This is a genomic window from Variovorax frigidus (assembly GCF_051216515.1).
In the GTDB taxonomy this organism is placed as follows: Bacteria; Pseudomonadota; Gammaproteobacteria; order Burkholderiales; family Burkholderiaceae_C; genus Variovorax.
Genome location: NZ_JBPJZF010000004.1, coordinates 465,632 through 490,382, shown reverse-complemented (window position 1 = coordinate 490,382; position 24,751 = coordinate 465,632). Strand labels below are relative to the sequence as shown.

The window sequence follows — 24,751 nt, the reverse complement described above, 5'->3', positions numbered from 1 at the left end:
AACGCCCGCAATGCCGGCCCGGCCGCCAACGCACCCCCTTTTTTGAAAGGACCAAGTCCATGCCCCACGAAATCCAGAACGATGCTCCGGCCGAACTCAGTGCCGACGAAGCGGCGCTCCTCCGCGAGATGCCGGTGCTCGGCGACGTCGGCCAGGCCCGTCGTACCTTCATGATGCAAACCGGTAGCGGTGGCATCGGCCTCTTCGCGGCCAACCTGCTGGCGACCGAGTCCGCGCTCGCGCAATTGCCAACGGTGCCCGGTGCAGCCTCGGCACCCGTGGTGGCGCAGAACGTCGTCAAGGTCAGCTTCCAGGTCAACGGCGTGCTGCAGACGCTGGAGGTCGACTCGCGCGTGGTGCTGCTCGATGCCCTGCGCGAACGCCTCGCATTGACCGGCTCCAAGAAAGGTTGCGATCAGGGCCAGTGCGGCGCCTGCACCGTGCTGGTTGACGGGCAGCGCGTCCTGTCGTGCCTCACGCTGGCAGCGACCCTCGAAGGGCGCGCCGTGACGACCATCGAAGGGCTGGCGAAGGGCGATCGGCTCCATCCCATGCAGGCCGCATTCATCAAGCACGACGGCTTCCAGTGCGGCTACTGCACGTCCGGCCAGATCTGCTCGGCCATCGGCATGCTCGGCGAGGCCCAGCGCGGCCAGGTCAGCCACGTCACCGAGAACGTCGGCAAGACCACGACACGTCTCACCGACGAGGAGATCAAGGAGCGCATGAGCGGCAACATCTGCCGCTGTGGCGCCTACCCGGGCATCGTCGCTGCCATCCAGGAGGTCCACTCCGGCCGCCAGGCTGCGCAGACCTGGGGATTCGCCACCGAGACACAACTGGCAATGGCCATGGACGCCACGAAGGAGGACGGCCATGCGACCGTTTGAATACCTGCGCGCGTCCGACGCCGCTTCCGCGACGGCCGCCATGTCGGACATGCCGCAAGCCAGGTACCTTGCCGGCGGCAGCAACCTCCTGGACCTGATGAAAGAGGACGTGGAGCGTCCGACGCGTCTGGTGGACATCACCCGCCTGCCGTTGCGCGAGATCCAGCGAACGCGCGCGGGCCTGTCCATCGGCGCGCTCGCCACCAACACCGAAACCGCCAACCACCCGTTGATCCGCGAGAACTACCCGCTGCTCACGCAAGCGATCGTCGCAGGCGCTTCCGGGCAGCTGCGCAACATGGCCACCAACGGTGGCAACCTGCTGCAGCGCACGCGCTGCAATTACTTCTACGACACGTCGATGCCGTGCAACAAGCGCGAGGCCGGCAGCGGCTGCGGCGCGCGCGAAGGCCTCAACAAGATCAGCGCGATCCTGGGCTGGAGCGAGGCCTGCGTCGCGACCTATCCCGGAGACATGGCCACGGCGCTCTATGCACTCGATGCCAAGGTGCGCGCTCGCGCGCCGGACGGACGCGAGCGCCTGATCCCCATCACCGACTTCCACCGGCTGCCGGGCGACACGCCCCAGCGCGACAACAACCTGGCGCATGGCGATCTGATCGTCGCCATCGAGCTCCCCGTTTCCTCGGGTGATTTCGCTCGCAACGCGCACTACCTGAAGGTCCGCGACCGCGCCTCTTACGCCTTCGCGATGGTCTCGGTCGCTGCCGCACTGGACATGGATGGCAGCAGGATCCGTCAGGCGCGCGTGGTGATGGGCAGCGTCGCCCACAAGCCTTGGCGGAGTGCCGAGGCCGAAGCGATTCTCGTGGGCCAGCGCGCCGACGAGGCCACCTTCCAACGCGCCGCGCAAGCCGCGCTGCAGGATGCCCGTCCGTTGGCGCACAACGCCTACAAGGTCGAACTGGGTCGGCGTTCCGTCGTCCGGGCGCTGATGCGCGCCGCGCGAATGGTTTGAGAAGAGGAATCACATGTCACGCTATCTAGGCAAAGAAACGACGCGCGTCGATGGGCTCGCCAAGGTCACGGGCAAGGCGAAGTACACCGCCGAGTTCCAGATCCCGAATGTCACCTACGGCTTCATCGTGCTGAGCACGGTAGCCAAAGGCCGCATCTCGGCGATCGACACGCGCGAGGCCGAGAAGGCCGGTGGCGTCATCCGTGTCTTCACGCACCTGAACGCCGGCAAGCTCGGTCCGGCGCCCGAGGCCGGCGCGGCACCGGCATGGACGTGGCCGCTGCAGTCGGACCGCGTGTTCTTCAACGGCCAGCCGATCGCGCTGGTGGTGGCCGAGAGCTACGAACAGGCCCGCTACGCGGCGCGGCTGGTGAAGGCCACCTACGAGACCGAGCCGCACAACACCGACTTCTCGAAGGTACTCGACCGCGCACAGCCCGACCCTGCCACGGTGAAGGGCACGCCCCGCGGAAATCCGGTCGCGGCGATGCAGGCCGCTGCGGTCAGGATCGAGGCGGAGTACCGCATTCCGATCCACCACCACAACCCGATCGAGCCGCATGCGGCCATCGCGTTCTGGCAAGGCGATCAACTCACGATCTTCGACAAGACGCAGGAGGTCTACGGCGTCCAGAAGCATCTGGCGGAGAGCCTGGGGGTTCCGGCCGAGAACATCCGCGTGATCTCCCCGTTCGTCGGTGGTGCCTTCGGTGCCTCGCTCAAGCCGAATTACTACCCGTCGCTGACGGCGATGGCGGCCCGTGAACTCAAGCGTCCGGTCAAGGTGGTGTACACACGGACGCAGATGTTCACGGGGCATGGCTACCGGCCCGACACCCTGCAGAAGATTGCGTTGGGTGCCGACCGCAACGGCAAGCTGTCGTCCATGGTCCACGAGGCGTTTCACAACACCTCGTCGTTCGAGGCGTTCTCTGATTCGACCACCGGCTTCACGCGGCAGGTCTATGCATGTCCCAACCTGCATGCCCCGCTGAAGGTCGCAGCGACCGACCTCGCCACCCCCACCTGGATGCGCGCACCTGGCGCGGTGAGCGGCATGTTCGCGCTGGAGAGCGCCATGGACGAGCTGTCCTATGCGCTCAAGATCGATCCGATGGAACTGCGGCTCATCAACTACGCCGAAGTCGATCCTGAAAGCGGCAAGCCCTTCTCCAGCAAGGCACTGCGTGAGTGCTACCGGCTCGGCGCAGAGAAGTTCGGCTGGAAGAAGCGCAAGGCCGAGCCGCGCTCGATGCGTGACGGGCGCCTGCTGGTCGGCTGGGGCATGGCCTCGAGCGTCTGGGGCGCCATGCAGATGCCGGCCAGCGCGCGCATCACCTTCAAGGCAGACGGCACCGCCGGCGTGACCAGTGCGACCAGCGACATCGGGCCGGGCACGTACACCGTGATGACCATGATCGCGGCCGAATTCCTCGGCCTTCGGCTGGACCAGGTGCACTTCGAGCTCGGCGACACGCGGCAGCCCAAGGCGCCGGCGCAAGGCGGATCGTGGACGACGTCCAGCGTCGGGTCGGCCGTCCGGGGCGCTGCGCTGACCATCGTCGCAAGGCTCCTGGACCTGGCGAACCGGGATGCCGCGTCGCCGCTGAAAGGGTGGAATGCAGCCGACGTGGAAATGCTCGATGGTCGCCTGCGTCTCAAAAGCGATCCGTCGCGCTCGGTCGACATCGCCGACCTGATGCGTCGCACCGGAACCATCGAGATCACCGAGACCTATGATTCGACGCCGTCTCCTGAGCGCGCGAAGTATGCGACGCTGGGTCACGGTGCCCAGTTCGTCGAGGTGAAGGTCGATCCGGACCTCGGCACGGTGAAGGTGACCCGTGTGGTGGAGGTCACCGCCTGCGGGAAGATCCTCAATCCCCTGGCGTCCCACAGCCAGGAGATCGGCGGCGTGGTCTGGGGCATCGGCATGGCGCTGGAGGAAGCGACAGAGATCGACCATCGCTACGGTCGCATCATGACCGCGAGCCTGCAGCACTATCACGTGCCGGTGAACGCCGACATCCATTCCATTGAAACCATCTTCGTCGAGGAAGAAGACACCGTCGTCAATCCGCTGGGCGTCAAGGGCATGGGTGAACTCGGCATGGTGGGCATTCCGGCAGCGATCGCGAACGCCGTCTTCCATGCAACAGGAAAGCGTGTGCGCGATCTGCCGATCACGCCGGAAAAACTCATTTGATGCGCGAGGTCATGAACTCTCAGGAGGCGCCTTCGCTGTCCTCGCCGCGACAGCCATTGCGCTTGGATTGGTTGCCCGTCAACTGAGGACGCATTCATGAACATCCTGATCACCGTGGGCAGAGCCGTCATTGCGACGGGCCTGCTCGACGACAGCGACAGTGCCAAAGATTTTGCGGCGCTGCTACCGCTGAACCTGACTTTGAAAGACTACGCGTCGACGGAAAAGATCGCGGACCTGCCGCGACTGCTGACAACGCGAGGCGCGCCGGCGTCGTACACACCTTCGTCCGGCGACATCAGCTTTTACGCGCCGTGGGGAAACCTGGCGATCTTCTACGAGGACGGCCACCTCTCGAGGGGTCTGGTGCGCCTTGGGAGAATCGATTTGGGGCTCGATGCATTGCGGGAAGAGCATCCGATGACCGTGAGAGTGGAAATTGCCGGCCCATGAGCCTGTGCGGCCGTGTCGCGAGGCGTGGTCGACAAAAGCTTCGACGCAAGGGCGTCGTTGATCGCCCGGATACTTGCGAAGGTGGATGTGCACCTGGGCGCCGGTCCAAGTCGATCGTTCAACAGACCAGGCGTGCGCCAAAGGCTTGAACAGAATCCTGTCATTGGTCGTGTCGCGAATCTGCGGAGCAAGCATCCAATGCCAGTAGAGAGCCCTCCGGCCATCAGATCAGCGCGGTCCAACCGCGCCATTCATTCCTCCCGCACCAACCGAATCCCCACCAGCGTGTAGCGCGTGCTCGGTGCGTTCCAGTTGCGATAGGACGCGCGGGCGTAGAAGGGCCAGGTGTGCCAGGAGCCGCCACGGCGCACCCGCACCGTGCCGTCGACCGGGCCCTGCGGGTCGTCGATCGGAGAATGCGCGTAGTAGTCGTCGCCGTGCCAGTCGGCCACCCATTCCCAGGCATTGCCGTGCATGTCGTGGAGGCCCCAGGGGTTCGGCGCGAAGCTGCCGACCGGCGCGGTGAAGGCATGGCCATCGTCGCCCTCCAGGGCCATCGCCTGCCAACGCGGCCAGTAGCGGGCGCTGTTGGCATCGAACACATTGGCCGTGCCCAGCAGCGTGCGGGGGTCGTCACCCGCGTGGTAGCGGCTTCGGGTGCCGGCACGGCAGGCGTACTCCCATTCGGCCTCGGTCGGCAGGCGGTAGCGGCGGCCTTCGGTCTGGCTGAGCCAGGCCGCCAGCGCCTGGGCGTCGTGCCAGGTCACGTTGACGACCGGATGGTCGTCGCCTTGCATGAAACCGGGGTTGCGCCACGAGTAGCGGAGATCGCGGCCTTCGAAGGCGTCGCCGCGCGGCGTGCGGGCCGGGTCGTAGTCGGCGCGCCAGCCGTAGCCGCCGGTCCCGTCCGCCTCCGACTCGGGCAGGTAGCCCGAGACTTCGACGAAGCGGCGGAACTGACCCACCGTGACCTCGTGCTGTCCCATCCAGAAGGTGCGTGTGATGCGCGCCCGGTGCACTGGGCCTTCGTCGTCAAGTTGCGCGAAGCGCGCCGCCGGCAATTGCGGATAGGCGCGTGCCAGCGATTCGGGCGCCTCGTCGCTGCCCATCAGGAATTCGCCGGCCGGCAGTCTCACGAAGGCCATGCCGAGACTGTTGCGCTCGACCTCGGCCGCGTGCGCGCCGGCAACGACCCAGGTCAGGAGCAAGAGCAGGAGGGGGCGCTGCATGTGCGCATGCTAGGGCATCCGGTGTCGTCGCGCGTGGCCTTGCATCCATCCGCGAATTCCCTGCGTATAGATCCTGTGCGGACCTGAATCGGACTGCACACCGGTTCCGTCGGCCTTCACGGGCTGGCGGTCGTCACCCTGCCAAGAGGAGTTCCATCATGTCCACCAAGTTCATCGCCATCGCTGCCGTTGCCGCCTTCACCGGGCTGACCGGCCTCAGTGCCCAGGCCTTCCAGGGCGAGCAGAACAACATCCAACCGCAACCCTTCCAGTCGATGCGCTCGCGTGCCGAGGTGGCGCAGGAAGCGCTGAAGCCGGTGCAGATCACCAATGGCGGCACCGGCGTGGCCAAGCCGGTGGCCTCGGCCGACCGCGCCGCGGTGCGGGCCGGCGCGCGCGCGATCGCCGCCAACGGCGCTTCGCTGTACGGCACTTGAGCCCTGCGGCCAGCGGCCCTCAGACCATCCTGCGGATCGCCTTCTTGCGCCACACGCCGCGGTAGTAGGCGGTCTGCAGTCCCAGCATCGCGATGAAGGTCACGGGGTAGGCCACCCACACGCCGTTGATGCCGATGCGGTGGCTCATGAAATAGGCCACCGGCACTTCGATCAAGGCGATGCAGAAGATCGAGATGGCGGTGGGCACCAGCACCGAGCCGCTGGCCCGCATGATCCCCGACAGCACCGAAGCCATGCCGAAGATCACGCTGCTCCACAGCATGATGTGCAGGAGCGTCTGCGCCAGTTCGAGCACCGGCGCGCTGGTGATGAAGAAGCCCATCAGCGGGCGTGAGAACAGGTAGCCCAGCAACACCAGCGAACCGGTCAGCACCAGGTTCATCAGCAGGCCGGTGCGCGCGATCGCGCCGAGCTGTTCGGTGCGGCCCGCGCCGATCGCCTGCGCACCGAGGATCGAGGCCGTGATGGCGATCGAGATGGCCGGAAACTGCACATAGGCCACCACCTGGTTGACCGCGCCGTAGGCGGCCGTGGCGTTCGAGCCGTAGCTGTTCACGAGCGAAAGCAGTGCCACCTCGGCCAGCGCGATCACGATCATCTGCACGCCCGTGGGCACACCGACCTTGAGCACGGTCTTCAGGATCTTGGGGTCGATGCGCATGGCGTGCGCGAACGCGGCGTCGGGCGCCAGCGGGCTCTTCGTCTTGCGCAGGCGGAAGGCCAGCCAGACCGTCGCGACCACGAAGGACACCACCGTGGCCGCCGCGCCGCTGGCCACGCCCAGCTGCGGCAGGCCGCCCCAGCCGCGGATCAGCGCCGGCGTCACCACCAGGCCGATGCCGGTCGAGATGGCCAGCGTGTAGAGCGGCGTGACGGTGTCGCCCACGCCGCGCAGCATCGCGGTCGAGAGCAGGAACACGAACAGGCCGGGCATGGCGATCAGCATGATGCGGGCGTAGGCCGTGGCGTCCGCCAGGATGTCGGGCGGCGTGCCCAGCGCCGCGAGCAGCGGTGCGGTGAAGCTGCCGCCGAACACCGCCACCGCCACGCCGAAGGCGATGCCCACCGTGAGGGTGGTGCCAGCGATGGCCTTGACCTTGGCGGTGTCGCGCGCGCCCCAGGCCTGGCCGATCAGCACCGAGGCGCCGGCGCCCAGGCCGATGGTGAAGGCGATGAAGAAGAACATCACCGGGAAGAAGCTGGACACGGCCGCCATCGCGCCCACGCCGATCATCTGGCCCACGTAGACGTTGTTGAGCGTGCCCGACAGCGATTGCAGGATGTTGCTCAGCAGCATGGGCGCGAGGAAGAAAAGGAAGATCTTCCAGAGCGGGCGGCGCGGATCGGGGCTGGGGGCGCCGCTTCGGGTCGCGGCGGGTGGTGCCGCGTTGGCGGCGGGTGCCACGGGGACCAGGGTCGGGTCGGCCACGGTGGCGGGTGCGGCGACGATCTCGCCGGCCACGCGCAGGTCGTCGGCCTGCAGGTCGGCGGTCAGGGCATCGGGTTTCTTCATTGTGTTTTTTCCCAGGCGGCGTGGCTCAATTGATCCAGATGGGTGCGGACGTCGTCGGGCCAGGACGCGATGCGTTCGAGAAAGGGTTGCCGTTCGCCGGCGAACAGCGCGCGCGTCGCGTCCTCGAAGCCCGGCAGATCGCCGGCGATCTCGGTCATGAAGCGGTAGGTCGATTCGCGCGCGGTGCGCAGCGTATCGCGTCCTTCGTGCGTGCGGCGTGCCTCGTCCACGATGCGCCGCAGCGCGACCGAGGCGCCGCCGGGCTGGCTGGCCAGCCAATCCCAGTGCCGCGGCAGCAGCGTGACTTCACGCGCGACCACGCCGAGCCTGGGCCGGCCCACGCCGCGCGGCGGGGCGATGTCCTCGGCGGCTTCGGGTCGCAGATCGAGATCGATCCGGTTGCCGGTGGCGTCGTCGAACACGCGCAGCAGCGGTTCCTGCGGGGGCGGCGCCGAACGCAACTGCGCCACGACGTCTGCGCGGGGACCGGCGGCGATGCGCCGGAAGCCGGCGAAGACCGTGAGGCGGTCGGCGGAGGGGGGAGAGGAGGGCAGGGTGGACATCGGAATGGGCCGTGAGCAGCGGAGCCTGGAATTTACCCGGATAAAAAGAAGTTTTCAATATCCTCCGGGTAAAAATCCTTGAACAGCTTGGGCTGCGAGACACTTTGACACCCGGATAGAATGAGAATGGTTCGTATTTGTTTAAATGCGACCTGCCGCCCGCTTCGGCCTGAATGCCCATTCGGCGGCCCCGCCTTCGATTCCATCGACATTCTCCGCACCTCTCCATGAACAAGACACTCGCCGCTGCTTTCACCCTGCTGGGATTCGCGACCGCCTCGCAGGCCCACCAGATCTGGCTCGAGCAGCCGACCGGTCAGAGCGCGGTGATCCGCTTCGGCGAGTTCGGCGAGAACCTGCGCGAGACTTCGCCGGGCCTGCTCGACAAGTTCGGCCAGCCCACCGCCACGCTGGTGTCGGCCCAAGGCGAGAAGAAGATCGATGCGCGCAAGGACGCCCAGGGCTTTGCGCTGCCGTTCAAGGCGGCCAAGGGCGAGTCGATCGTGGCCGAGGACGCGAGCTACCCGCTCTACACGCTCAAGCAGGGCGAGAAGGAATCGAAGAACTGGTACCACCCGGCTGCGCGGCTGATCACCGGCTTCGCGCCGCAGGAAGCCAAGCTGGCCTTCGACCTCGTGCCGGCCGGCGGCCTGGGCGAGTTCAAGCTGGTGTTCAAGGGCCAGCCGCTGCCCAAGGCCAAGGTCACGCTGGTCACCCAGTCGGGCTGGTCCAAGGAAGGCCGCACCGACGCGCAGGGCCTGGTGCGTTTCGACATGCCCTGGAAGGGCACCTACGTGGCCGAGGTCAGCCACACCGATCGCACCGGCGGCGAGCGCCCCGGTGCCGCCGGCCCCGAGAAGTACGACGGCGTGAGCTACGTCACCACGCTGACCTACATCAAGGCCGAGGGCGTGGCCCCGATCGCTGCCGGCCCGGCCGCCACGCCCAACAAGTGAACGCCGTGCTGCACCGGGCGCTGTGCGTCGGGCCGCTGCTCTCGCGCATCGTGGCCGCGATGTTCGGCGGCTACGGCCTGGCGGCGCTGACCAGCGTGGCCGCGCTGGCCCTGCCCATGAGCAAGCCGCAGGCCGTGCTCACGGGCATGCTGGTCAGCTTCGCGGTGTTCGCGGGGGCGGTGGTCTGGGTGTTTGCGGTGCGCAGCGCGCGGCGCGCCTGGGCCGGCCTGCTGGTCGCGGCCGTGCCGCTGGGGCTGGCCGCCTGGTCGGTGTGGCCCGCGGGAGGCTCGACATGAGCGTTGACAAGCCCGTGAAGAAGGCGCCGCCCAAGGCGCGCGGCATCCGCCAGACCATGTCCGACCTCCACATCTGGACGGGCCTGCTGGTCGGCTGGTTCCTCTATGCGATGTTCCTCACCGGCACGGTGAGCTACTTCAAGGACGAGATCTCGCAGTGGATGCGGCCGTGGTGGCGCAGCGCGTCGCCGATGCGATGCAGACCGACGCGGCCGGCAGCCCGCAGTGGAGCATCGGCCTGCCCGACGCGCGCAACAACGTCGTCAGCACCTTCTGGCGCACGCCGGGCGTGCAGGGACGGCGCGCGTTCCAGAGCGGCACCTTCGATCCGGTCAGCGGCCACAAGGTCGCGTCGCGCGAGACCGGCGGCGGCGAATTCTTCTACCGCTTCCACTTCCAGTTCCACTACATGCCGGTGCTCTGGGGCCGCTGGCTGGCGGGCCTGTGCGCGATGTTCATGCTGGTGGCCATCGTGAGCGGCGTGATCACGCACAAGAAGATCTTCATCGACTTCTTCACCTTCCGCGGCGGCAAGGGCCAGCGCTCGTGGCTCGATGCGCACAACGCGCTCTCGGTGTTCGGGCTGCCCTTCCACTTGATGATCACCTACACCGGGCTGATCACGCTGGCGGCCCTGTACATGCCCTGGGGCAGCCAGGCCGCCTTCAAGACCGCTGCCGAGCGGCAGCAGCTCTCGGCCGAGCTCAGCGCCTTCATCGCGCCCGGCACACCCAGCGGCCAGAAGGCGGCGCTCGCGCCCATCGACGACATGGTGCGGCAGGCGCAGGCGCGCTGGGGCCGCGACAACGTCAAGCGCGTGAACATCACGCTGCCCGGCGATGCCGCCTCGCGCGTGAGCATCGCGCGCGGCGACGAGGGCCGCGCATCGGTGAGCCCGCAGTACATGCTGTTCGAAGGTGCCACCGGCAAGCTGCTCGAGACCAAGGACAGCGTGGGCGCCGCCGCCGAGACGCGCGGCGTGATGTATGCGCTGCACCTGGGGCGCTTCGGCGACACGGCCACGCGCTGGCTCTATTTCCTCGTGAGCCTGGCCGGCACCGCGATGGTGGGCACGGGCCTGGTGATGTGGACCGTGAAGCGTCGGCAGAAGCTGCCCGATCCCGACAAGCCCTACTTCGGCTTCTGGCTGGTGGAGCGCCTGAACATCGCCGCTATCGCGGGCCTGTCGATCGCGATGACGGCCTTCCTCTGGGGCAACCGGCTGCTGCCGCTCGACCTGCCCAAGCGCACTGAATGGGAAATCGACCTGCTGTTCATCGTCTGGGGCCTGGCACTGCTGCATGCGATGCTGCGGCCCGCGAAGACGGCCTGGATCGAGCAGCTCTGGATCGCCACCGCCGCGCTCGCGCTGCTGCCGGTCGTGAGCGCCTTCACCACCGAGCGGCCGCTGTGGCGCAGCCTCGTGGCGGGTGACTGGGTCTTTGCGGGACTCGAGCTCACGCTGTGGGCCCTGGCCGCGCTGCATGCACTGCTGGCGATCCGCACCGCGCGGCACAGCGCCAAGGTCAAGCCCGCGCGCCGCGCAGCAGCGCCGGTGGGGACCACGGCCACAACGGCCGGGGAGGGCGCATGAGCGGCTGGTTCCACGGGGTGGCCTTCGTGCTGTGCCTGCCGGGCTTCGCCGCGCTGGCGCTGGCCATGGAGCGGCAACAGGAAGAGCTGTTCGAGCATGCCTTCGCGCCGGCGCTCACCCGTCGGCTGCGCGTGGCGGGATGGGGCGCCTTGTCGCTCGCGCTCTGCGTGCTGGTCGGCGTGCAGGGCTGGGGCCTGGGGCTGGTGAGCTTCAGCGGCCACACCAGCCTGGCGGCCGGGCTGGTGTTCGTCGCCTTGCTCGCGCAGGGCAGGCGGCAAGCCGCGCGGCGATAAGCCTCAGCGCAGATCGTTCGCCTGCAGATCGGTGTCCATGGGCGTGCGGTCGGGAGGCCGCATGGACGTGTCGTCGAGGGGAATCTGGAGACCCGCCGCGCCACCGATCGGGCGGGGCCGGCGGGTCGGGTTCAAGCCTGGAAGGCCTGGATCAGCACTTCATCGCGGCGGCTTGCGCGGCGAAAGCGTCGGTGGCGGCCTTGCAGGCGGTGCCCAGTTGAGCCTGGTCGGCACTGAGGCTGGCCCAAGCGGCCTTGGTCTGTTCCATCGAGGCCTTGACGGCGTCGGCGGCGGCACCGCTTTGCTTGCTCATGCAGGCATTGACCTTGTCCAGGTAGGCCTGGCAGTCTTGCGGCAATGCGGCGGCCGTGGTGCTCGCTGCGGGTGCGGTGGCGGCTGGCGCGGCGGCAGCGGGCGCAGTGGCGGCCGGTGCGGTGGCAGCAGGAGGGGTTGCAGCCGGGGCGGCGGGCGCCGGTTCCTGCTTGGAGCAGGCGCTGAGGGCGGCCGCGATCGAGATCAAGGCGAAAAACTTCTTCATTGGTTCATTCCTGTTGTAGTCAATGACCGTGCGGCGGCCGTCTCCCACGGCGCGGTGACGCACGAGCCCGGGAATCCAGGCAAGCGGCAGTATGCCTGCACCGCATGGCGCAACAGGGACGCGCGCAGGGCTCAGCGCAGGCGCCAGAAACTGCGCCAGAACCGACGCGCACCGGCCTTCATCTGACGCACCGCGCGCCACGGCGCGCTCTGCCGCACGATGCCCAGCACATGGTCCTTCCACGCAGTCCAGCGTGGGTACCAGCGCGCGAACCAGCCGATGCGCATCAGCGTGGGCTGCACCAGCTGGAACAGCCGCGCCACCACGGCCGTGCCCGCGAGCTTGGCCGCGCCCAGGAGCAGCACACCGCTCGCGTAGTGGCCACGGCCGAACAGGAACAGCGCGAGCAGCTTGATCGGCAGCAGCGCGATCACGGGCAGCGCGAAGGTCAGCAGCGCACCCCAGGGCGGCAGGCTGCGCACCCAGTGTTCGAGCCGCCCCCACAGCGGCAGGCGCGCGAGCTTGGCGACCTGTGCGGCCAGCGGTTCCCAGCCCCATTCCTCGAACAGCAGCACCGGCACCAGCAGCAGGGTGGCGACGAGGCGGAGCAGGCGGCGCAAGCGGATCGACATGCAAGCGATTGTGACCCCCGGCGCCTCGCGGGCCTATGGCAAACTTCTGCGCTTTATTGCGCGCCCAGGGTTCATTCAGACATGCAGAAAATCATTCGCCAGCTCGCGTCCGAAATCAAGGTCGGCGAGCACCAGGTGAAAGCGGCCATCGAGCTGCTCGACGGCGGCGCCACGGTGCCCTTCATCGCCCGCTACCGCAAGGAGGCCACCGACGGCCTCGACGACATCCAGCTGCGTGAACTCGAAGCGCGCCTGTCGTACCTGCGCGAACTCGACGAGCGCCGCACGGCCGTGATGAAGAGCATCGACGAGCAGGGCAAGCTGACCGACGCGCTGCGCATCGCGATCGCCACCGTGGCGACCAAGCAGGAGCTGGAAGACCTCTACCTGCCCTTCAAGCAGAAGCGCCGCACCAAGGGCCAGATCGCGCGCGAGTCCGGCATCGAGCCGCTGGCCGACAAGCTCTTCGCCGACCCGACGCTCGATCCGGCCGTCGAGGCCAAGGCCTTCCTCAGGCCCGCCGAGACGCTCGACGACGGCAAGCCGGGCCCCGACTTCTCCACCGTGCCGGCCGTGCTCGACGGCGTGCGCGACATCCTGTCCGAGCGCTGGGCCGAAGACGCGGCGCTGGTGCAGCGGCTGCGCGAATGGCTCTGGAGCGAAGGCCTGTTCAAGTCGACGCTGATGGCGGGCAAGGACGAGAACAACGTCGATGTGTCCAAGTTCCGCGACTACTTCGACTACGACGAGCCCATCGGCCGCGTGCCCTCGCACCGCGCGCTGGCCGTGTTCCGCGGCCGCGCGCTCGACATCCTCGACGCCAAGCTGGTGCTGCCGGTCGAGCCCGAACCGGGCAAGCCCAGCATCGCCGAAGGCCGTATCGCGCTGCACCTGGGCTGGAGCCATGCGGCGCGCCCGTCCGACGACCTGATCCGCAAGTGCGTGGCCTGGACCTGGCGCGTGAAGCTCTCGCTCTCGACCGAGCGCGACCTGTTCACCCGCCTGCGCGAAGACGCCGAGAAGACCGCCATCAAGGTCTTCGCCGACAACCTGCGCGACCTGCTGCTGGCCGCGCCCGCGGGACGGCGCGTGGTGCTGGGCCTCGACCCGGGCATCCGCACCGGCGTGAAGGTGGCCGTGGTCGACGCGACCGGCAAGCTGGTCGAGACCGCCACCGTGTTCCCGCACGAGCCGCGCAAGGACTGGGAAGGCTCGCTGCACACGCTGGGCAAGCTCTGCGCCAAGCACGGCGTGAACCTGATCGCGATCGGCAACGGCACCGCCAGCCGCGAGACCGACAAGCTGGCCGCCGACCTGATCAAGCTGCTCGCGAAGATGGCCGACCAGGCCGGCGCGCCGCCCATGGCCATCGACAAGGTGGTGGTGAGCGAGGCCGGCGCCTCGGTCTACTCCGCCAGCGAATTCGCCTCGCAGGAAATGCCCGACGTCGACGTGAGCCTGCGCGGCGCGGCCAGCATCGCGCGCCGCCTGCAGGACCCGTTGGCCGAGCTCGTGAAGATCGACCCCAAGTCGATCGGCGTGGGCCAGTACCAGCACGACGTGAACCAGAGCGAACTCGCGCGCACGCTGAGCGCGGTGGTCGAGGATTGCGTGAACTCGGTGGGCGTGGACCTCAACACCGCCAGCGTGCCGCTGCTGTCGCGCGTGTCGGGTCTGTCGGCCAGCGTGGCCAAGGCGGTGGTGCGCTGGCGCGAGGCCAACGGGGCCTTCGCCACGCGCAAGCAGCTGCTGGAAGTCACGGGCTTCGGCCCCAAGGCCTTCGAGCAGAGCGCCGGCTTCCTGCGCGTGCGCGACGGCAGCAACCCGCTCGACATCACCGGCGTGCACCCGGAAACCTACCCGCTGGTGGAACAGATCATGGTCAAGACCGGCAAGCCCATCACCGAGCTGATGGGCCGCGCCGACATGCTCAAGACGCTGAAGCCCGAACTCTTCGCCAACGAGAAGTTCGGCGTGATCACGGTCAAGGACATCCTGGGCGAACTCGAGAAGCCGGGCCGCGACCCGCGCCCCGACTTCAAGGTGGCGCGCTTCAACGACGGCGTCGAGGACATCAAGGACCTGGTCGAGGGCATGATCCTCGAGGGCACGGTGAGCAACGTCGCGCAGTTCGGCGCCTTCATCGACCTGGGCGTGCACCAGGACGGCCTGGTCCACGTGAGCCAGCTCGCGAACAAGTTCGTGGAAGATGCGCGCGAGATCGTCAAGACCGGCGACATCGTCAAGGTCAAGGTGATGGAGGTCGACGTGGCGCGCAAGCGCATCGGCCTCTCGATGCGCCTCGATGCGGCGCCCGCGCGCCGCGACGGCCCGCGCGACAACCGCTTCGAGGGCGCCGGCCGCGGCCAGCAGCAGGGGCCGCGCCGCGACAACGCGCCGCAGCCCGCGGGCCAGATGGCCAGCGCCTTCGCCAAGCTGCAGGGGCTGCGCGGCAAGTAGCCGCCCTGCATGAAGGCACTGCGCATCCACGCCGGTCCGGCGGCCAGGCGCCTGATCGAAGCGCAGGGCCTGCGGCCAGACGACGTGCGCGTGGTGCCGGGCGCAGCTGGCGGCCCCAAGGGCCTGATCCTCGGGCCCATCGACCGCTTCCTGTTCGGCGACTGGCTGCCGCGCTCCACGCAACCCATCGATCTCGTGGGCGCGTCGATCGGCGCCTGGCGCCTGGCCAACGCCTGCCTCGACGATCCGATGCGCGCGCTGCGCGACTTCGAGGACGGCTACATCACGCAGCACTTCGAACCGCCGCCGGGCCAGAAGCGGCTCACGGCGAAGCAGGTCAGCGCGCAGTTCGGCGAGGGCTTGCGCAGCTTCTACGGCGGCCGGGCCCAGGAGGTACTGAACCACCCGCGCTACAGCCTGCACGTGATCACCGCGCACGGCCGGCACCTGCTGGGCCGCGAGGGGCGAGGGCGCACGGCCCTGGGCTACCTGGGGGCCTTCATGGCCAACGGCGTGCGGCGCAAGGCATTGGGCGGCTGGCTCGAGCGCGTGGTGTTCTCCACGCCCGATGCGGCGCTGCCCTTCGCGACCACCGATTTCGCGACCCGGCGCGTGGCATTGAGCGAAGCCAACTTCGCGCCCGCGCTGCAAGCCTCGTGCTCGATCCCCTTCATGCTCGAGGCGGTGCACGACATCCCCGGCGCGCCGCCCGGCGCCTACTGGGACGGTGGCATCACCGACTACCACCTGCACCTCGATTACCGCACTGGGCCCGAGGGCCTGGTGCTGTACCCCCACTTCCAGCAGGCGGTGGTGCCCGGCTGGCTCGACAAGGGCCTGAAGTGGCGCCACAAGGCCACGCCCTTCCTCGACGGCATGGTGGTGCTGGCGCCGTCGCCCGAATGGGTCGCGACCTTGCCCGGCGGCAAGCTGCCCGACCGCAACGATTTCCTGCGCTACGGCAACGACCTGGCGGGCCGCATCCAGGCCTGGCGCACCGCGGCGGCCGAGGCAGGGCGGCTGGCCGACGAACTGCAGCAATGGCTGGAACGGCCCGACATGACGCAACTCCGCGTGCTGTGATCGAGGGGGCGCCGCGCGAAGAAAGGATTTTGTTGGCGCATCGATGAATCCAATGGGCGGCGCGCCCCGTATGAATGACACCCGACGCGCATCTTCGCGGCGGTGAATGCAACAGGAGTCATCCATGCAAGCCAAGTTCTCACGTCTCGCTTCCCTCGCACTCGCAGCCGCTCTGTCGGTCGGTGCGGTCTCCGCCATCGCCCAGGTCACCGTCGGCGGCGCGCCGATGTTCGCCACCAAGGACATCATCGACAACGCCGTCAATTCCAAGGACCACACGACCCTGGTCGCCGCGGTCAAGGCAGCCGGCCTGGTCGAGACGCTCAAGGGCCCGGGTCCGTTCACCGTCTTCGCGCCCACCAACGCCGCCTTCGCCGCCCTGCCGGCCGGCACGGTCGACACGCTGCTCAAGCCCGAGAACAAGGGCACGCTCACGACCATCCTGACCTACCACGTGGTGGCCGGCAAGGTGGATGCCAAGTCGCTCATGAAGATGATCGACGACGGCAAGGGCATGGCCTCGCTCAAGACCGTCGCGGGCGGCACGCTGGTCGCCAAGAGCAGCGGCGGCACCGTGACCGTGACCGACGAAAAGGGCGGCAGCGCCAACGTGACGATCGCCGACGTGTACCAGTCGAACGGCGTGATCCACGTGGTCGACAAGGTGCTGCTGCCCAAGTAAGCAGTACGGTTCGGCGGCAAGCCTCGCGCGGCAAGCTGTCCGACTTCTTTACCTTCCTATAATTCTGTGGTCGGGCCGGCGCTGTGAGCGCCGCGCCCGCACGGTTCGAAGGTGCCCCGCACGCTCTCCGCCTCGGAGGGTCTCGGGGTTAAACGGGAAGCAGGTGACTGGCGTCTTCACACGACGCGAGAAGTCCTGCGCTGCCCCCGCAACGGTCAGCGGATCTCTTGGAATCCCTCACGTCCATGCCTTCTTCGGCATGGCAGTCACTGCGCCTCCGGGCGTGGGAAGGCGAGGGGCTTCCGGTCGTGCATGCAACGCGCATGCAGGACGGTCCGCAAGCCCGGATACCGGCCTTCGCAACCGCTTCGGCCGCTGCGGGAGAGCGAGGGTCCGGGCAGGTCGGTGCATGCGCACCGGGCTTGGCCGCGAGGCGTTCTTTCTTCTTCAGCGTCATCACTGGTTTGGGCTCCGCGGGGTGGCGGGGCGCAGTTGGAAGACGCATGAAAAGAGCAATGATCCTGAACCCGGTCCGTGTGGGCGTGCTGGGTTTTCTCTCGATGGCCGCAGGCCCGGGCATGGCCCAGGAAGCCGATGCGCTGAACGAGATCTTCGTCACGGCCACGGCCCGCCCCGAGGCGCGCGCGAGCATCGCCGCGACCACGCAGGTGATCGATCGCGCCGCCATCGACCGGTCGACTGCCAAGTCGGTGACCGACCTGCTGGCCGAGAACGCGGTCGGCTTCTTCAGCGAATGGACCGCGGCGCAGACCTCGATCAACATCCGCGGCGCCACCAGCGACGGCCAGGGCCGCGACTACAAGGGGCAGGTGCTGGTGCTGGTCAACGGCCGGCGCGCAGGCACGGCCAACATCTCGAAGCTCAGCGCCAACGAAGTGGAGCGCATCGAGATCGTGCGCGGCCCGGCCTCGGTGATCTACGGCAGCCAGAACATGGGCGGCGTGATCAACATCATCATGAAGAGCGGCTACAACGCGCCGCCGAGCCAGGCCGGCCTGAGCGTGGGCTCGTGGGGCGGCGTGCAGGCCCATGCGCAGACCAGCGGCGGCGGCGAGCGCTTCGACTGGACCTTCGGCGTGTCGGGCGGCCGGCGCGACGACTACGAATCGGGCAAGGGCGGCGGCAAGCTGGCCAACACCGGCTGGGAACGCCGCGGCTTCGCGGGCGCGCTGGGCTTCCAGGTCGACGAGCGCAACCGGCTCGAACTCAAGCTGCGCACCGACGGCATCTACAACGCGGGCTTCCGCGGATCGGGCGCCAACACCGTCAGCAAGGACGACCGCACCAACGCCTCGGCCGACCTGAGCTACGAAGGCCGCACTGCCGACGAGCGCATCAGCTGGATGGCGCAGATCTACGCGGTGGCCGACGAGGACGAATTCAAGTGGGCCTCGCCCGTGGTGCGCTCGGGCACGCGGGCCACGCCCGGCACCTCGAGCGACTACAACGACCGCAAGCTCGACATCCTGGGCACGCGCCTGCAGCCGCGCTTCAAGCTGGGGCAGGGCAACGACCTGCTGCTGGGCTACGACTGGGAGCGCAGCCGGCTGCGCTCGGACCGCATCCGCGTCGCGCTGCCCGGCGGCCCGACCGGCCAGGTCGCGCCCTACGACAACAACCAGACCGAGCACGTCAACGCGCTGTACTTCGAGGATTCGCAGAAGTTCTTCGACGACCGCCTGACCGTGCGCGGCGGCGCGCGCCGCACCGAGGGCCGCACCGGCTTCGACTTCACGCCCAACCTGCCGCTGCAGCGCAGCGGCAGCCAGTCGTACGGCGAGACCACCTGGTCGACCGGCGCGACCTGGCGTGCGCTCGACGTGCTGAACCTGCGCACCGGCATCTCGACCGGCTTCCGCGCGCCGACCTCGACCGAACTGGGCTCGGACTTCACCGCGGTGGGCGGCGGCCGCAGCTTCGGCAACCCGAACCTCAAGCCCGAGAGCAACCGCCAGATCGAGTTCGGCGGCACGCTGCAGCTGCCGGTCTGGAACGCGGACGTGGCGCTGTTCCAGAACACGATTTCCGATCGCATCATCACCGTGTCGCGCGGCCCGACCACCAACACCTCGGACTACGCCAACAACGCGGCCGACATCGTGGTGCGCGGCATCGAGGCCAGCGCCAACGTCGACCTGGCGAAGGCGCTGAACTTCTCGACCGGCACCCACAGCCTCAACGCGTATGCGAACGGCTACTACAACTTCACCATGCGCGACAAGGGTGCGACTGCGCTCGACACCGACCGCGTGCAGCGCATGTACAAGTACGAAGCCTCGGTGGGCCTGCGCTACGGCCGCGGCGCGGGCAAGCTGCCCGACGACTGGAGCCTGCAGGTCGGCGCGTTGCTGCGCGGGCCGATGTGGTACGACACCGAAGAGGCGCTGCTGATCCCGCAGGGCGAGCCCTACAGCACTTACATCCACCGCAAGGGCGCGTTCACCGTCTGGAACCTGCGCGGCGACTACCGCATCAGCAAGCGCGTGAAGGTGTTCGCGGCGGTCAACAACCTGTTCGACCTGAACCGCAGCCCGATCTTCATCGCGCTCGACCAGAAGCCGTGCATCGCCGATCCGCGCTTCCAGAACGGCGGCTGCGGCACCTCGATGCCGGGCCGTGAGTTCCAGGTCGGCATGCAGGTCACGTTCTGATGCGACTCAAGCGCATCGCGCTGGCCCTGGGTCTGAGCGTGGCCGCCCTCACGGGGCAGGCCGCGCCGATCGCGGTCCGCGATGCGCTGGGCCGCACGGTGGTGCTGAGCGCGCCGCCGCAGCGTCTGGTGACCATCTTCGCGTCGAACACCGAGCTGGTGACCTCGCTGGGGCTGGCCGACCGGATCGTCGGCGTCGAGGAATACACGCGCTTTCCGCCCGAGGTCATGGACAAGCCGAGGGTCGGCGGCCGCCTGGGCTTCTCGGTCGACGCGGTGGTCGCGCAGCGGCCCGACCTGGTGATCGTCACGCCCGCGCGGCAGGCGGCCAACCAATTGGTCGACCCGATGACGCGCATCGGCGTGCCGGTGATCGTGCTGCTGAGCCGATCCGTCGGCGAGGTGCTCGACAACATCCGCCTGATCGGCCGCGCCACCGGCGTGCCCGACCGCGGCGAGGCGCTGGCGCAGTCGCTGCAGGCGCGGCTGGACGCCGTGGCGCAGCAGGTCGTGCAACGCAGGTCGCCGCGCATGGTGATGATCACCGGGCGCGTGGGCAACGGCATGCTGCTGGTGGCGCGCGCCGACACCTACACGGGCGAGGCGATGCGCATGGCGGGTGGGCGCTTCGCGATCGCAGGGCGGGGGGCGGTGGCGCAGGTGTCACCCGAAGCGATCCTCGCCTCGGACCCGGATGTGCTGCTGTTCGCGGGGACCCAGGCGGCGTTCGAGGACCTGGTGCAACTGCCGGGCTGGCGCGACATGCGGGCCGTGCGTGACAAGCGGGCGGTGACGGTGTCGCGCAGCGAGTTCCTGATTCCGGGGCCGCGGACCATCGACGGGATCGAGCGCCTGGCGAAGTGGCTGGGGTCGGTGGAGGTCAGGCCGTGAGCGTTTGGGTTTCACTTCCTCTCCCGGAGGGAGAGGGGAAAGAGGGCCTGCGCGCTGACACAGCCTCCGCATCGATGCCCTCTGTCTTGCTCCCTCTCCCTCTGGGAGAGGGCTGGGGTGAGGGCGGCAGCGCCCCCATCGTGCGAGCCCCCATCCCTGCCTTCCCCCGGAGGGGGAAGGAGCCAAAGCAGCCGCGCTTCTTTCACCAGGCAGCGAGGGAGCTGACCCGGTCTTTCTCCCTCCCCCTCCGGGGGAGGGTAGGGGTGGGGGCACTCAGCCTCAACAGAGGCTGGCCCGGACCACCGCCCATGCCCTCACCCTGCCCTCTCCCGGAGGGAGAGGGGAAAGAGGGCCTGCGCGCTGACACAGCCTCCGCATCGATGCCCTCTGTCTTGCTCCCTCTCCCTCCGGGAGAGGGGAAAGAGGGCCTGCGCGCTGACACAGCGTCCGCATCGACGTCCTCTGTCTTGCTCCCTCTCCCTCCGGGAGAGGGTTGGGGTGAGGGCGGCAGCGCCTCCATCGTGCGAGCCCCCATCCCCACCTTCCCTCAGCGGGAAAAGGCGCAACACCCGTGACCCCACCCACCCCTCGCCACCCCGCCCGCGCCTGGCTCATCGCCGCCGCGGTGCTCGGGGTCGCCTTGCTGCTCGCCGCCTGCGCCGGCCACGAGTGGTCGTCCCCGCAGGCCCTCTACCGCGCGCTCGCAGGCGACGACAGCCTGCGCAGCCGCCTCCTGCTGCAATGGCGCCTGCCGCGCGTGTTCGCCGCTGCACTGGTCGGCGCCTTGCTCGGCCTGTCGGGCGCGGTGTTCCAGGGCGTGTTCCGCAACCCGCTGGCCGAGCCCTACCTGCTCGGCGCTTCGGGCGGTGCGGCGCTGGGGGCCACGGTCGCGCTGCTCGTGCCGCTGGGCGTGCCTCAGTCGTATTCGTTGCCCGCACTCGCCTTCGCGGGTGCCTGGGGCGCGACCGCGCTGGTGCTCGGCGTCTCCCGCGTCGCCGGCGCGCTCGATGCCGCCGGCATGCTGCTGGCCGGCGTCGCCATCGCCGCGATGCTGGGCGCATTGCGCTCCTTCCTCATGCTCGCGCTGTCCGACGAGACCGTGAGCCTGCAGGTCGTGATGAACTGGGTGCTGGGCGGCATCCAGACGCCGTCGTGGCCCGGCCTGGGCCTGCTCGCGGCGCTGTGCGTGGCCTGCCTGCTCGCCACCTCGCGCATCGCGCACGGGCTCGACCTGCTGGGCCTGGGCACGCGCGCGGCGCAGGGCTTCGGGCTCGACGTGGCGCGCTTCACGCCCGTCGCGGTCATCGTCGGTTCGCTGGTGGTCGCGGCGGCCGTGGCCTACGGCGGCCTGGTGGCCTTCGTCGGGCTGGCCGCGCCGCACATCGCGCGCTGGATGGTCGGGCCGCTGCACCGGGTGCTGCTGCCGGCCTCGGCGCTCACCGGTGCCATCGTGGTGACCGTGGCCGACGCCATCGCGCGTTCGGCCCTGCCGCCGGCCGAGATCCCGCTGGGCCTGGTCACGGCGGTGGCGGGCGGGCCCTTCTTCATCGTGCTGCTCGCGCGGAGGCTGCGTTCATGAATCTGCTGCTCGAAGCACTGCACCTCGGCGTCTCGCGCCGCCACAAGTCCATCCTGCGCGACGTGTCGATCGGCTTCGGCGCGACCGGCTCGGTCGCCGTCATCGGCCCCAACGGCGCGGGCAAGTCCACGCTGCTCGCGCTGCTGGCCGGCCTCGAAACACCTGCGCAGGGCGAGGTGCGGCTGGGCACGCGGCGCGTGGTCGATGTGCCGGCCGCCGAGCGCGCGCAATCGATCGGCTTCATGCCGCAGCACTTCGAGCCGCACTGGGACCTGGTGCTGGAAGAACTGCTGGGCATGCGCCTCACGCCGCCGCGCGGCCCGGCTGCGAAGAACAACAAGTTGCCCACGGTCGACGAGGTGATCGCGCGCAACCAACTCGAAGCCTTCCGCGGCCGGCGCTGGTCGACGCTGTCGGGCGGCGAGCAGGCGCGGGTGCTGCTGGCCACCGTGCTCGCGACCGACCCGCCGATCCTGCTGGCCGACGAGCCCGGCGCCGCGCTCGACGTGCGACACCGGCTCACGCTGGTCGAGGCGCTGGCGCAGCGCGGCCGCTCGCGGCTGGTGATCGTCGCTATGCACGACCTCGACCTGGCTTTCCGCCATTTCGAGCGCATCGTGGTGGTGGCCGACGGCCGCATCGTGATCGACGGCGGCGAGGAGCTGATCCATGCCGCGCTGCTCGACGAGAGCTTCGGCGTGGTGTTCGACCGCATCGGTGTGCCGCCCGGCGTGATGCTGCGCGCGCGGCTGCGCCAACAGGCCGGCCCCTGATGCGCATCGACCTTTCAGGCTGGACCCGCGAAGCCACGCAGGGCGACCCGCGCGCCTTCTTCGCGCTCTTCGACACCGCCGACCGGCTGGGCTTCGACGGTGTGTGGTTCAGCGAATTCCGCCTGCCCACGGCCGACTGGCCGTACCCGTCGCCGCTGCTGCTGGCCGCGGCGCTGCTGGCGCGCACCGAGCGGCTGCGCGTGGGCACCTCGGTGCTGGTGCTGCCGCTGCACCAGCCGCTGCTGCTGGCCGACGAGATTGCGCAGCTGGCCTTCCAGAGCGGCGGGCGCATCGACATCGGCGTGGGCCGCGGCACCGAGCCCGCCACGCTGGCTGCATTGAACATCGATGCGGCCGAGACCCGCGCGCGCTTCGAACGCCACTGCATCGCGCTGCAGGCCCACGCCGCGCACGTGCCCCTCTACGTGGCCGGCTCCACGCCCGAGACGCTGGGCTTCGCGATCGCGCGCGACATCCCGCTGCTGCTGAGCCTGGAGCCGCCCGAGACCACGCAACTGGGCCACGTGGCCGACATCCTGCAGGGCCGGCCCTCGACGCTGCTCCAGCGTTCCTCTCTCGCGCGCTACGTGTGCATCGGCGCCGACGCGGCTTCGGTGAAATCGCAGCTCGACGGCCTCTGGCCCCAGCTGCAGACACGCCGCGCCTTCTTCGCCGCCAAGCGCGGTGTGCCGCCCGAACAGGTGCCGCGCATCGACCGCGAACGCATGTTGCGCGAGCAGTTCATCCACGGCGACCCCGCGCAATGCCATGCGCAGATCGTCGCCTTGCGTGAGCGCAGCGGCATCGATGCGCTGCGCTGCGTGTTCAACGCCAACGGGCTCTGGGACAACACCCAAGCCCTCGCCGGCATGACGCTCTTTGCGAACGAGGTGCTCCCCGCGCTTCGCGAGCCGGCATGATCCATCCCATCTCAGAAAGCCACACCCTCATGCAAAGCGCCAAGATCCCCGTCACCATCGTCACCGGCTTCCTCGGCAGCGGCAAGACCACGCTGCTGCGCCACATCCTGGGCAATGCCGAAGGCAAGCGCATTGCCGTCATCGTCAACGAGTTCGGCGAGCTGGGCATCGACGGCGAAATCCTGCGCGGCTGCGGCATCGGTTGCGACGAGGAGGGCAACGAGCGTGAAGGCGCACTGTACGAACTGGCCAACGGCTGCGTCTGCTGCACCGTGCAGGAGGAGTTCCAGCCCGTGATGCTGCAGCTGGCCGAGCGCCGCGCCGACATCGACGCGGTGATCATCGAGACCTCGGGCCTCGCGCTGCCCAAGCCGCTGGTGCAGGCCTTCCAATGGCCGGAGATCGCCAACGTGTTCACCGTCGACGCGGTGGTCACGGTGGTCGACGGCCCGGCCACGGCGTCGGGCCAGTTCGCCGAGAACACCGAGGCCGTCGATGCGCAGCGCCGCGCCGACCCCAACCTCGACCACGAATCGCCGCTGCACGAACTGTTCGAAGACCAGCTCTCGGCCGCCGACCTGGTGGTGCTCAACAAGTCCGATCTGCTCGATGACGCCGCGCGCGCGCAGGTCGAGGCGCTGATCCGCGCCGAGATCCCGGCCGAGGTCAAGATCGTCGCCGCCACCCAGGGCAAGCTGCCGCTGGCCCTGCTGCTGGGCCAGGGTCGCGCGGCCGAGACCACCATCGACCAGCGCACGAGCCACCACGACCACGAGGAAGACCACGACCACGACGCGTTCGACGCGCTGGTGATCGACCTGCCCGCGGTCGACCGCGACCGCCTGCTGGCCGCGCTGGCGCAGATCGTGGCCGCGCACACCGTCTATCGCATCAAGGGCTTCGTGGCGATCCCGGGCAAGCCGATGCGCCTCCTGGTGCAAGGCGTGGGCAAGCGCTTCGACCACCACTTCGACCGCCAGTGGCGCGAGGGCGAGGCCCGTCGCACGCAGCTGGTGTTCATCGGCGAAGACCTCGATGAGGCCGTGCTGCGCGAGGCGCTGCAGGCGGCCGTCGCCGTCGCGGCCTGACGCT

The 24,751-nt window shown here is 68.9% G+C and carries 23 protein-coding genes, 1 pseudogene and 1 riboswitch; of the genes and pseudogenes, 18 read left to right on the top strand and 6 right to left on the bottom strand.

Annotated elements, in window-relative coordinates; genetic code table 11:
- Positions 1 to 59 precede the first annotated feature (59 nt).
- From ACSFBC_RS14570 to ACSFBC_RS14555, 4 genes are all read left to right on the top strand, one after another.
- A complete protein-coding gene (locus ACSFBC_RS14570) occupies positions 60 to 890 on the top strand; it encodes a 2Fe-2S iron-sulfur cluster-binding protein (protein WP_435511030.1) in 831 nt (276 codons plus the stop codon).
- Positions 877 to 1,869 carry an FAD binding domain-containing protein gene (locus ACSFBC_RS14565; RefSeq protein WP_435511029.1) on the top strand — a complete coding sequence of 331 codons (993 nt, stop codon included), beginning with the start codon at positions 877 to 879 and terminating at the stop codon, positions 1,867 to 1,869. The genes ACSFBC_RS14570 and ACSFBC_RS14565 overlap by 14 nt, the downstream gene beginning before the upstream one ends.
- A 13-nt stretch (positions 1,870 to 1,882) precedes the next feature.
- Positions 1,883 to 4,075: a xanthine dehydrogenase family protein molybdopterin-binding subunit gene (locus ACSFBC_RS14560; RefSeq protein WP_435511028.1), complete on the top strand. Its 2,193-nt coding sequence runs from the start codon at positions 1,883 to 1,885 to the stop codon at positions 4,073 to 4,075.
- A gap of 96 nt (positions 4,076 to 4,171) precedes the next feature.
- A complete protein-coding gene (locus ACSFBC_RS14555; protein WP_435511027.1) occupies positions 4,172 to 4,528 on the top strand; it encodes a cyclophilin-like fold protein in 357 nt (118 codons plus the stop codon).
- A gap of 251 nt (positions 4,529 to 4,779) precedes the next feature.
- Here ACSFBC_RS14555 and ACSFBC_RS14550 read toward each other — a convergent pair whose 3' ends face one another.
- Positions 4,780 to 5,757, bottom strand: coding sequence for a formylglycine-generating enzyme family protein (locus tag ACSFBC_RS14550; RefSeq protein ID WP_435511026.1), 978 nt, complete (start codon positions 5,755 to 5,757; stop codon positions 4,780 to 4,782).
- A 158-nt stretch (positions 5,758 to 5,915) separates the two neighbouring features.
- Here ACSFBC_RS14550 and ACSFBC_RS14545 point away from each other — a divergent pair, with 158 nt between their 5' ends.
- Complete coding sequence (locus tag ACSFBC_RS14545) at positions 5,916 to 6,194, top strand: DUF4148 domain-containing protein (protein WP_435511025.1); 279 nt, start codon at positions 5,916 to 5,918, stop codon at positions 6,192 to 6,194.
- 19 nt (positions 6,195 to 6,213) lie between these two features.
- On the opposite strand, the gene ACSFBC_RS14540 is transcribed toward ACSFBC_RS14545, so the two are convergent.
- Positions 6,214 to 7,512, bottom strand: a complete 1,299-nt coding sequence (locus ACSFBC_RS14540) for an MATE family efflux transporter (RefSeq protein WP_435511186.1) — start codon at positions 7,510 to 7,512, stop codon at positions 6,214 to 6,216.
- 212 nt (positions 7,513 to 7,724) lie between these two features.
- Positions 7,725 to 8,291, bottom strand: a complete 567-nt coding sequence (locus tag ACSFBC_RS14535) for a DUF2239 family protein (RefSeq protein ID WP_435511024.1) — start codon at positions 8,289 to 8,291, stop codon at positions 7,725 to 7,727.
- A gap of 227 nt (positions 8,292 to 8,518) precedes the next feature.
- On the opposite strand from ACSFBC_RS14535, the gene ACSFBC_RS14530 reads away from it, so the two are divergent.
- From ACSFBC_RS14530 to ACSFBC_RS14515, 4 genes and pseudogenes are all read left to right on the top strand, one after another.
- Positions 8,519 to 9,247, top strand: coding sequence for a DUF4198 domain-containing protein (locus tag ACSFBC_RS14530; protein ID WP_435511023.1), 729 nt, complete (start codon positions 8,519 to 8,521; stop codon positions 9,245 to 9,247).
- A gap of 59 nt (positions 9,248 to 9,306) precedes the next feature.
- The gene (locus tag ACSFBC_RS14525) at positions 9,307 to 9,543 is read left to right on the top strand and encodes a DUF3649 domain-containing protein (RefSeq protein WP_435511185.1); all 237 of its coding nucleotides are present in this window, start codon (positions 9,307 to 9,309) and stop codon (positions 9,541 to 9,543) included.
- Positions 9,540 to 11,137, top strand: a pseudogene (locus ACSFBC_RS14520) (PepSY-associated TM helix domain-containing protein). Before ACSFBC_RS14525 ends, ACSFBC_RS14520 begins: the two are co-directional and overlap by 4 nt.
- Positions 11,134 to 11,430, top strand: coding sequence for a DUF3325 domain-containing protein (locus ACSFBC_RS14515; protein WP_435511022.1), 297 nt, complete (start codon positions 11,134 to 11,136; stop codon positions 11,428 to 11,430). Before ACSFBC_RS14520 ends, ACSFBC_RS14515 begins: the two are co-directional and overlap by 4 nt.
- A 3-nt stretch (positions 11,431 to 11,433) precedes the next feature.
- Here ACSFBC_RS14515 and ACSFBC_RS14510 read toward each other — a convergent pair whose 3' ends face one another.
- The 3 genes from ACSFBC_RS14510 to ACSFBC_RS14500 form a co-directional block, all read right to left on the bottom strand.
- Positions 11,434 to 11,565, bottom strand: a complete 132-nt coding sequence (locus tag ACSFBC_RS14510; RefSeq protein ID WP_435511021.1) for a hypothetical protein — start codon at positions 11,563 to 11,565, stop codon at positions 11,434 to 11,436.
- A 16-nt stretch (positions 11,566 to 11,581) separates the two neighbouring features.
- Positions 11,582 to 11,968 carry a lipoprotein gene (locus tag ACSFBC_RS14505; RefSeq protein ID WP_435511020.1) on the bottom strand — a complete coding sequence of 129 codons (387 nt, stop codon included), beginning with the start codon at positions 11,966 to 11,968 and terminating at the stop codon, positions 11,582 to 11,584.
- Between the two features lie 131 nt (positions 11,969 to 12,099).
- A complete protein-coding gene (locus ACSFBC_RS14500; RefSeq protein ID WP_435511019.1) occupies positions 12,100 to 12,600 on the bottom strand; it encodes a hypothetical protein in 501 nt (166 codons plus the stop codon).
- 81 nt (positions 12,601 to 12,681) lie between these two features.
- Here ACSFBC_RS14500 and ACSFBC_RS14495 point away from each other — a divergent pair, with 81 nt between their 5' ends.
- The 9 genes from ACSFBC_RS14495 (at position 12,682) to cobW (ending at position 24,747) form a co-directional block, all read left to right on the top strand.
- Positions 12,682 to 15,060 (top strand): Tex family protein, encoded by a 2,379-nt coding sequence (locus tag ACSFBC_RS14495; protein ID WP_435511018.1) that lies wholly within the window; start codon positions 12,682 to 12,684, stop codon positions 15,058 to 15,060.
- A gap of 9 nt (positions 15,061 to 15,069) precedes the next feature.
- On the top strand, positions 15,070 to 16,143 hold the full coding sequence (locus tag ACSFBC_RS14490; RefSeq protein ID WP_435511017.1) for a patatin-like phospholipase family protein: 1,074 nt from the start codon (positions 15,070 to 15,072) through the stop codon (positions 16,141 to 16,143).
- A 124-nt stretch (positions 16,144 to 16,267) separates the two neighbouring features.
- Positions 16,268 to 16,825, top strand: coding sequence for a fasciclin domain-containing protein (locus ACSFBC_RS14485; RefSeq protein ID WP_435511016.1), 558 nt, complete (start codon positions 16,268 to 16,270; stop codon positions 16,823 to 16,825).
- Positions 16,826 to 16,918: 93 nt separating this feature from the next.
- Positions 16,919 to 17,198, top strand: a riboswitch (cobalamin riboswitch).
- A 130-nt stretch (positions 17,199 to 17,328) separates the two neighbouring features.
- On the top strand, positions 17,329 to 19,497 hold the full coding sequence (locus tag ACSFBC_RS14480; RefSeq protein WP_435511015.1) for a TonB-dependent receptor: 2,169 nt from the start codon (positions 17,329 to 17,331) through the stop codon (positions 19,495 to 19,497).
- Positions 19,497 to 20,387, top strand: a complete 891-nt coding sequence (locus tag ACSFBC_RS14475) for an ABC transporter substrate-binding protein (protein WP_435511014.1) — start codon at positions 19,497 to 19,499, stop codon at positions 20,385 to 20,387. Before ACSFBC_RS14480 ends, ACSFBC_RS14475 begins: the two co-directional genes overlap by 1 nt.
- 571 nt (positions 20,388 to 20,958) lie before the next feature.
- Positions 20,959 to 21,966, top strand: coding sequence for a FecCD family ABC transporter permease (locus tag ACSFBC_RS14470; RefSeq protein WP_435511013.1), 1,008 nt, complete (start codon positions 20,959 to 20,961; stop codon positions 21,964 to 21,966).
- Positions 21,963 to 22,739 carry an ABC transporter ATP-binding protein gene (locus tag ACSFBC_RS14465; RefSeq protein WP_435511012.1) on the top strand — a complete coding sequence of 259 codons (777 nt, stop codon included), beginning with the start codon at positions 21,963 to 21,965 and terminating at the stop codon, positions 22,737 to 22,739. The genes ACSFBC_RS14470 and ACSFBC_RS14465 overlap by 4 nt, the downstream gene beginning before the upstream one ends.
- A complete protein-coding gene (locus ACSFBC_RS14460; RefSeq protein WP_435511011.1) occupies positions 22,739 to 23,659 on the top strand; it encodes an LLM class flavin-dependent oxidoreductase in 921 nt (306 codons plus the stop codon). The genes ACSFBC_RS14465 and ACSFBC_RS14460 overlap by 1 nt, the downstream gene beginning before the upstream one ends.
- A 29-nt stretch (positions 23,660 to 23,688) precedes the next feature.
- Positions 23,689 to 24,747 carry a cobalamin biosynthesis protein CobW gene (gene cobW, locus ACSFBC_RS14455; RefSeq protein WP_435511010.1) on the top strand — a complete coding sequence of 353 codons (1,059 nt, stop codon included), beginning with the start codon at positions 23,689 to 23,691 and terminating at the stop codon, positions 24,745 to 24,747.
- The last annotated feature ends 4 nt before the right edge of the window (positions 24,748 to 24,751 follow it).

Excerpts from the sequence above, each read along its gene's own strand:
- ACSFBC_RS14495 (WP_435511018.1), top strand. The coding sequence starts at position 12,682 with ATGCAGAAAATCATTCGCCAGCTCGCGTCCGAAATCAAGGTCGGCGAG.
- ACSFBC_RS14570 (WP_435511030.1), top strand. The coding sequence starts at position 60 with ATGCCCCACGAAATCCAGAACGATGCTCCGGCCGAACTCAGTGCCGAC.
- ACSFBC_RS14535 (WP_435511024.1), bottom strand. The coding sequence starts at position 8,291 with ATGTCCACCCTGCCCTCCTCTCCCCCCTCCGCCGACCGCCTCACGGTC.
- ACSFBC_RS14550 (WP_435511026.1), bottom strand. The coding sequence starts at position 5,757 with ATGCAGCGCCCCCTCCTGCTCTTGCTCCTGACCTGGGTCGTTGCCGGC.
- ACSFBC_RS14545 (WP_435511025.1), top strand. The coding sequence starts at position 5,916 with ATGTCCACCAAGTTCATCGCCATCGCTGCCGTTGCCGCCTTCACCGGG.
- ACSFBC_RS14475 (WP_435511014.1), top strand. The coding sequence starts at position 19,497 with ATGCGACTCAAGCGCATCGCGCTGGCCCTGGGTCTGAGCGTGGCCGCC.
- ACSFBC_RS14485 (WP_435511016.1), top strand. The coding sequence starts at position 16,268 with ATGCAAGCCAAGTTCTCACGTCTCGCTTCCCTCGCACTCGCAGCCGCT.
- ACSFBC_RS14480 (WP_435511015.1), top strand. The coding sequence starts at position 17,329 with ATGAAAAGAGCAATGATCCTGAACCCGGTCCGTGTGGGCGTGCTGGGT.
- ACSFBC_RS14515 (WP_435511022.1), top strand. The coding sequence starts at position 11,134 with ATGAGCGGCTGGTTCCACGGGGTGGCCTTCGTGCTGTGCCTGCCGGGC.
- ACSFBC_RS14540 (WP_435511186.1), bottom strand. The coding sequence starts at position 7,512 with ATGCTGCTGAGCAACATCCTGCAATCGCTGTCGGGCACGCTCAACAAC.
- ACSFBC_RS14505 (WP_435511020.1), bottom strand. The coding sequence starts at position 11,968 with ATGAAGAAGTTTTTCGCCTTGATCTCGATCGCGGCCGCCCTCAGCGCC.
- ACSFBC_RS14555 (WP_435511027.1), top strand. The coding sequence starts at position 4,172 with ATGAACATCCTGATCACCGTGGGCAGAGCCGTCATTGCGACGGGCCTG.
- ACSFBC_RS14465 (WP_435511012.1), top strand. The coding sequence starts at position 21,963 with ATGAATCTGCTGCTCGAAGCACTGCACCTCGGCGTCTCGCGCCGCCAC.
- ACSFBC_RS14560 (WP_435511028.1), top strand. The coding sequence starts at position 1,883 with ATGTCACGCTATCTAGGCAAAGAAACGACGCGCGTCGATGGGCTCGCC.
- ACSFBC_RS14460 (WP_435511011.1), top strand. The coding sequence starts at position 22,739 with ATGCGCATCGACCTTTCAGGCTGGACCCGCGAAGCCACGCAGGGCGAC.
- ACSFBC_RS14565 (WP_435511029.1), top strand. The coding sequence starts at position 877 with ATGCGACCGTTTGAATACCTGCGCGCGTCCGACGCCGCTTCCGCGACG.
- ACSFBC_RS14530 (WP_435511023.1), top strand. The coding sequence starts at position 8,519 with ATGAACAAGACACTCGCCGCTGCTTTCACCCTGCTGGGATTCGCGACC.
- ACSFBC_RS14525 (WP_435511185.1), top strand. The coding sequence starts at position 9,307 with ATGTTCGGCGGCTACGGCCTGGCGGCGCTGACCAGCGTGGCCGCGCTG.
- ACSFBC_RS14500 (WP_435511019.1), bottom strand. The coding sequence starts at position 12,600 with ATGTCGATCCGCTTGCGCCGCCTGCTCCGCCTCGTCGCCACCCTGCTG.
- cobW (WP_435511010.1), top strand. The coding sequence starts at position 23,689 with ATGCAAAGCGCCAAGATCCCCGTCACCATCGTCACCGGCTTCCTCGGC.
- ACSFBC_RS14490 (WP_435511017.1), top strand. The coding sequence starts at position 15,070 with ATGAAGGCACTGCGCATCCACGCCGGTCCGGCGGCCAGGCGCCTGATC.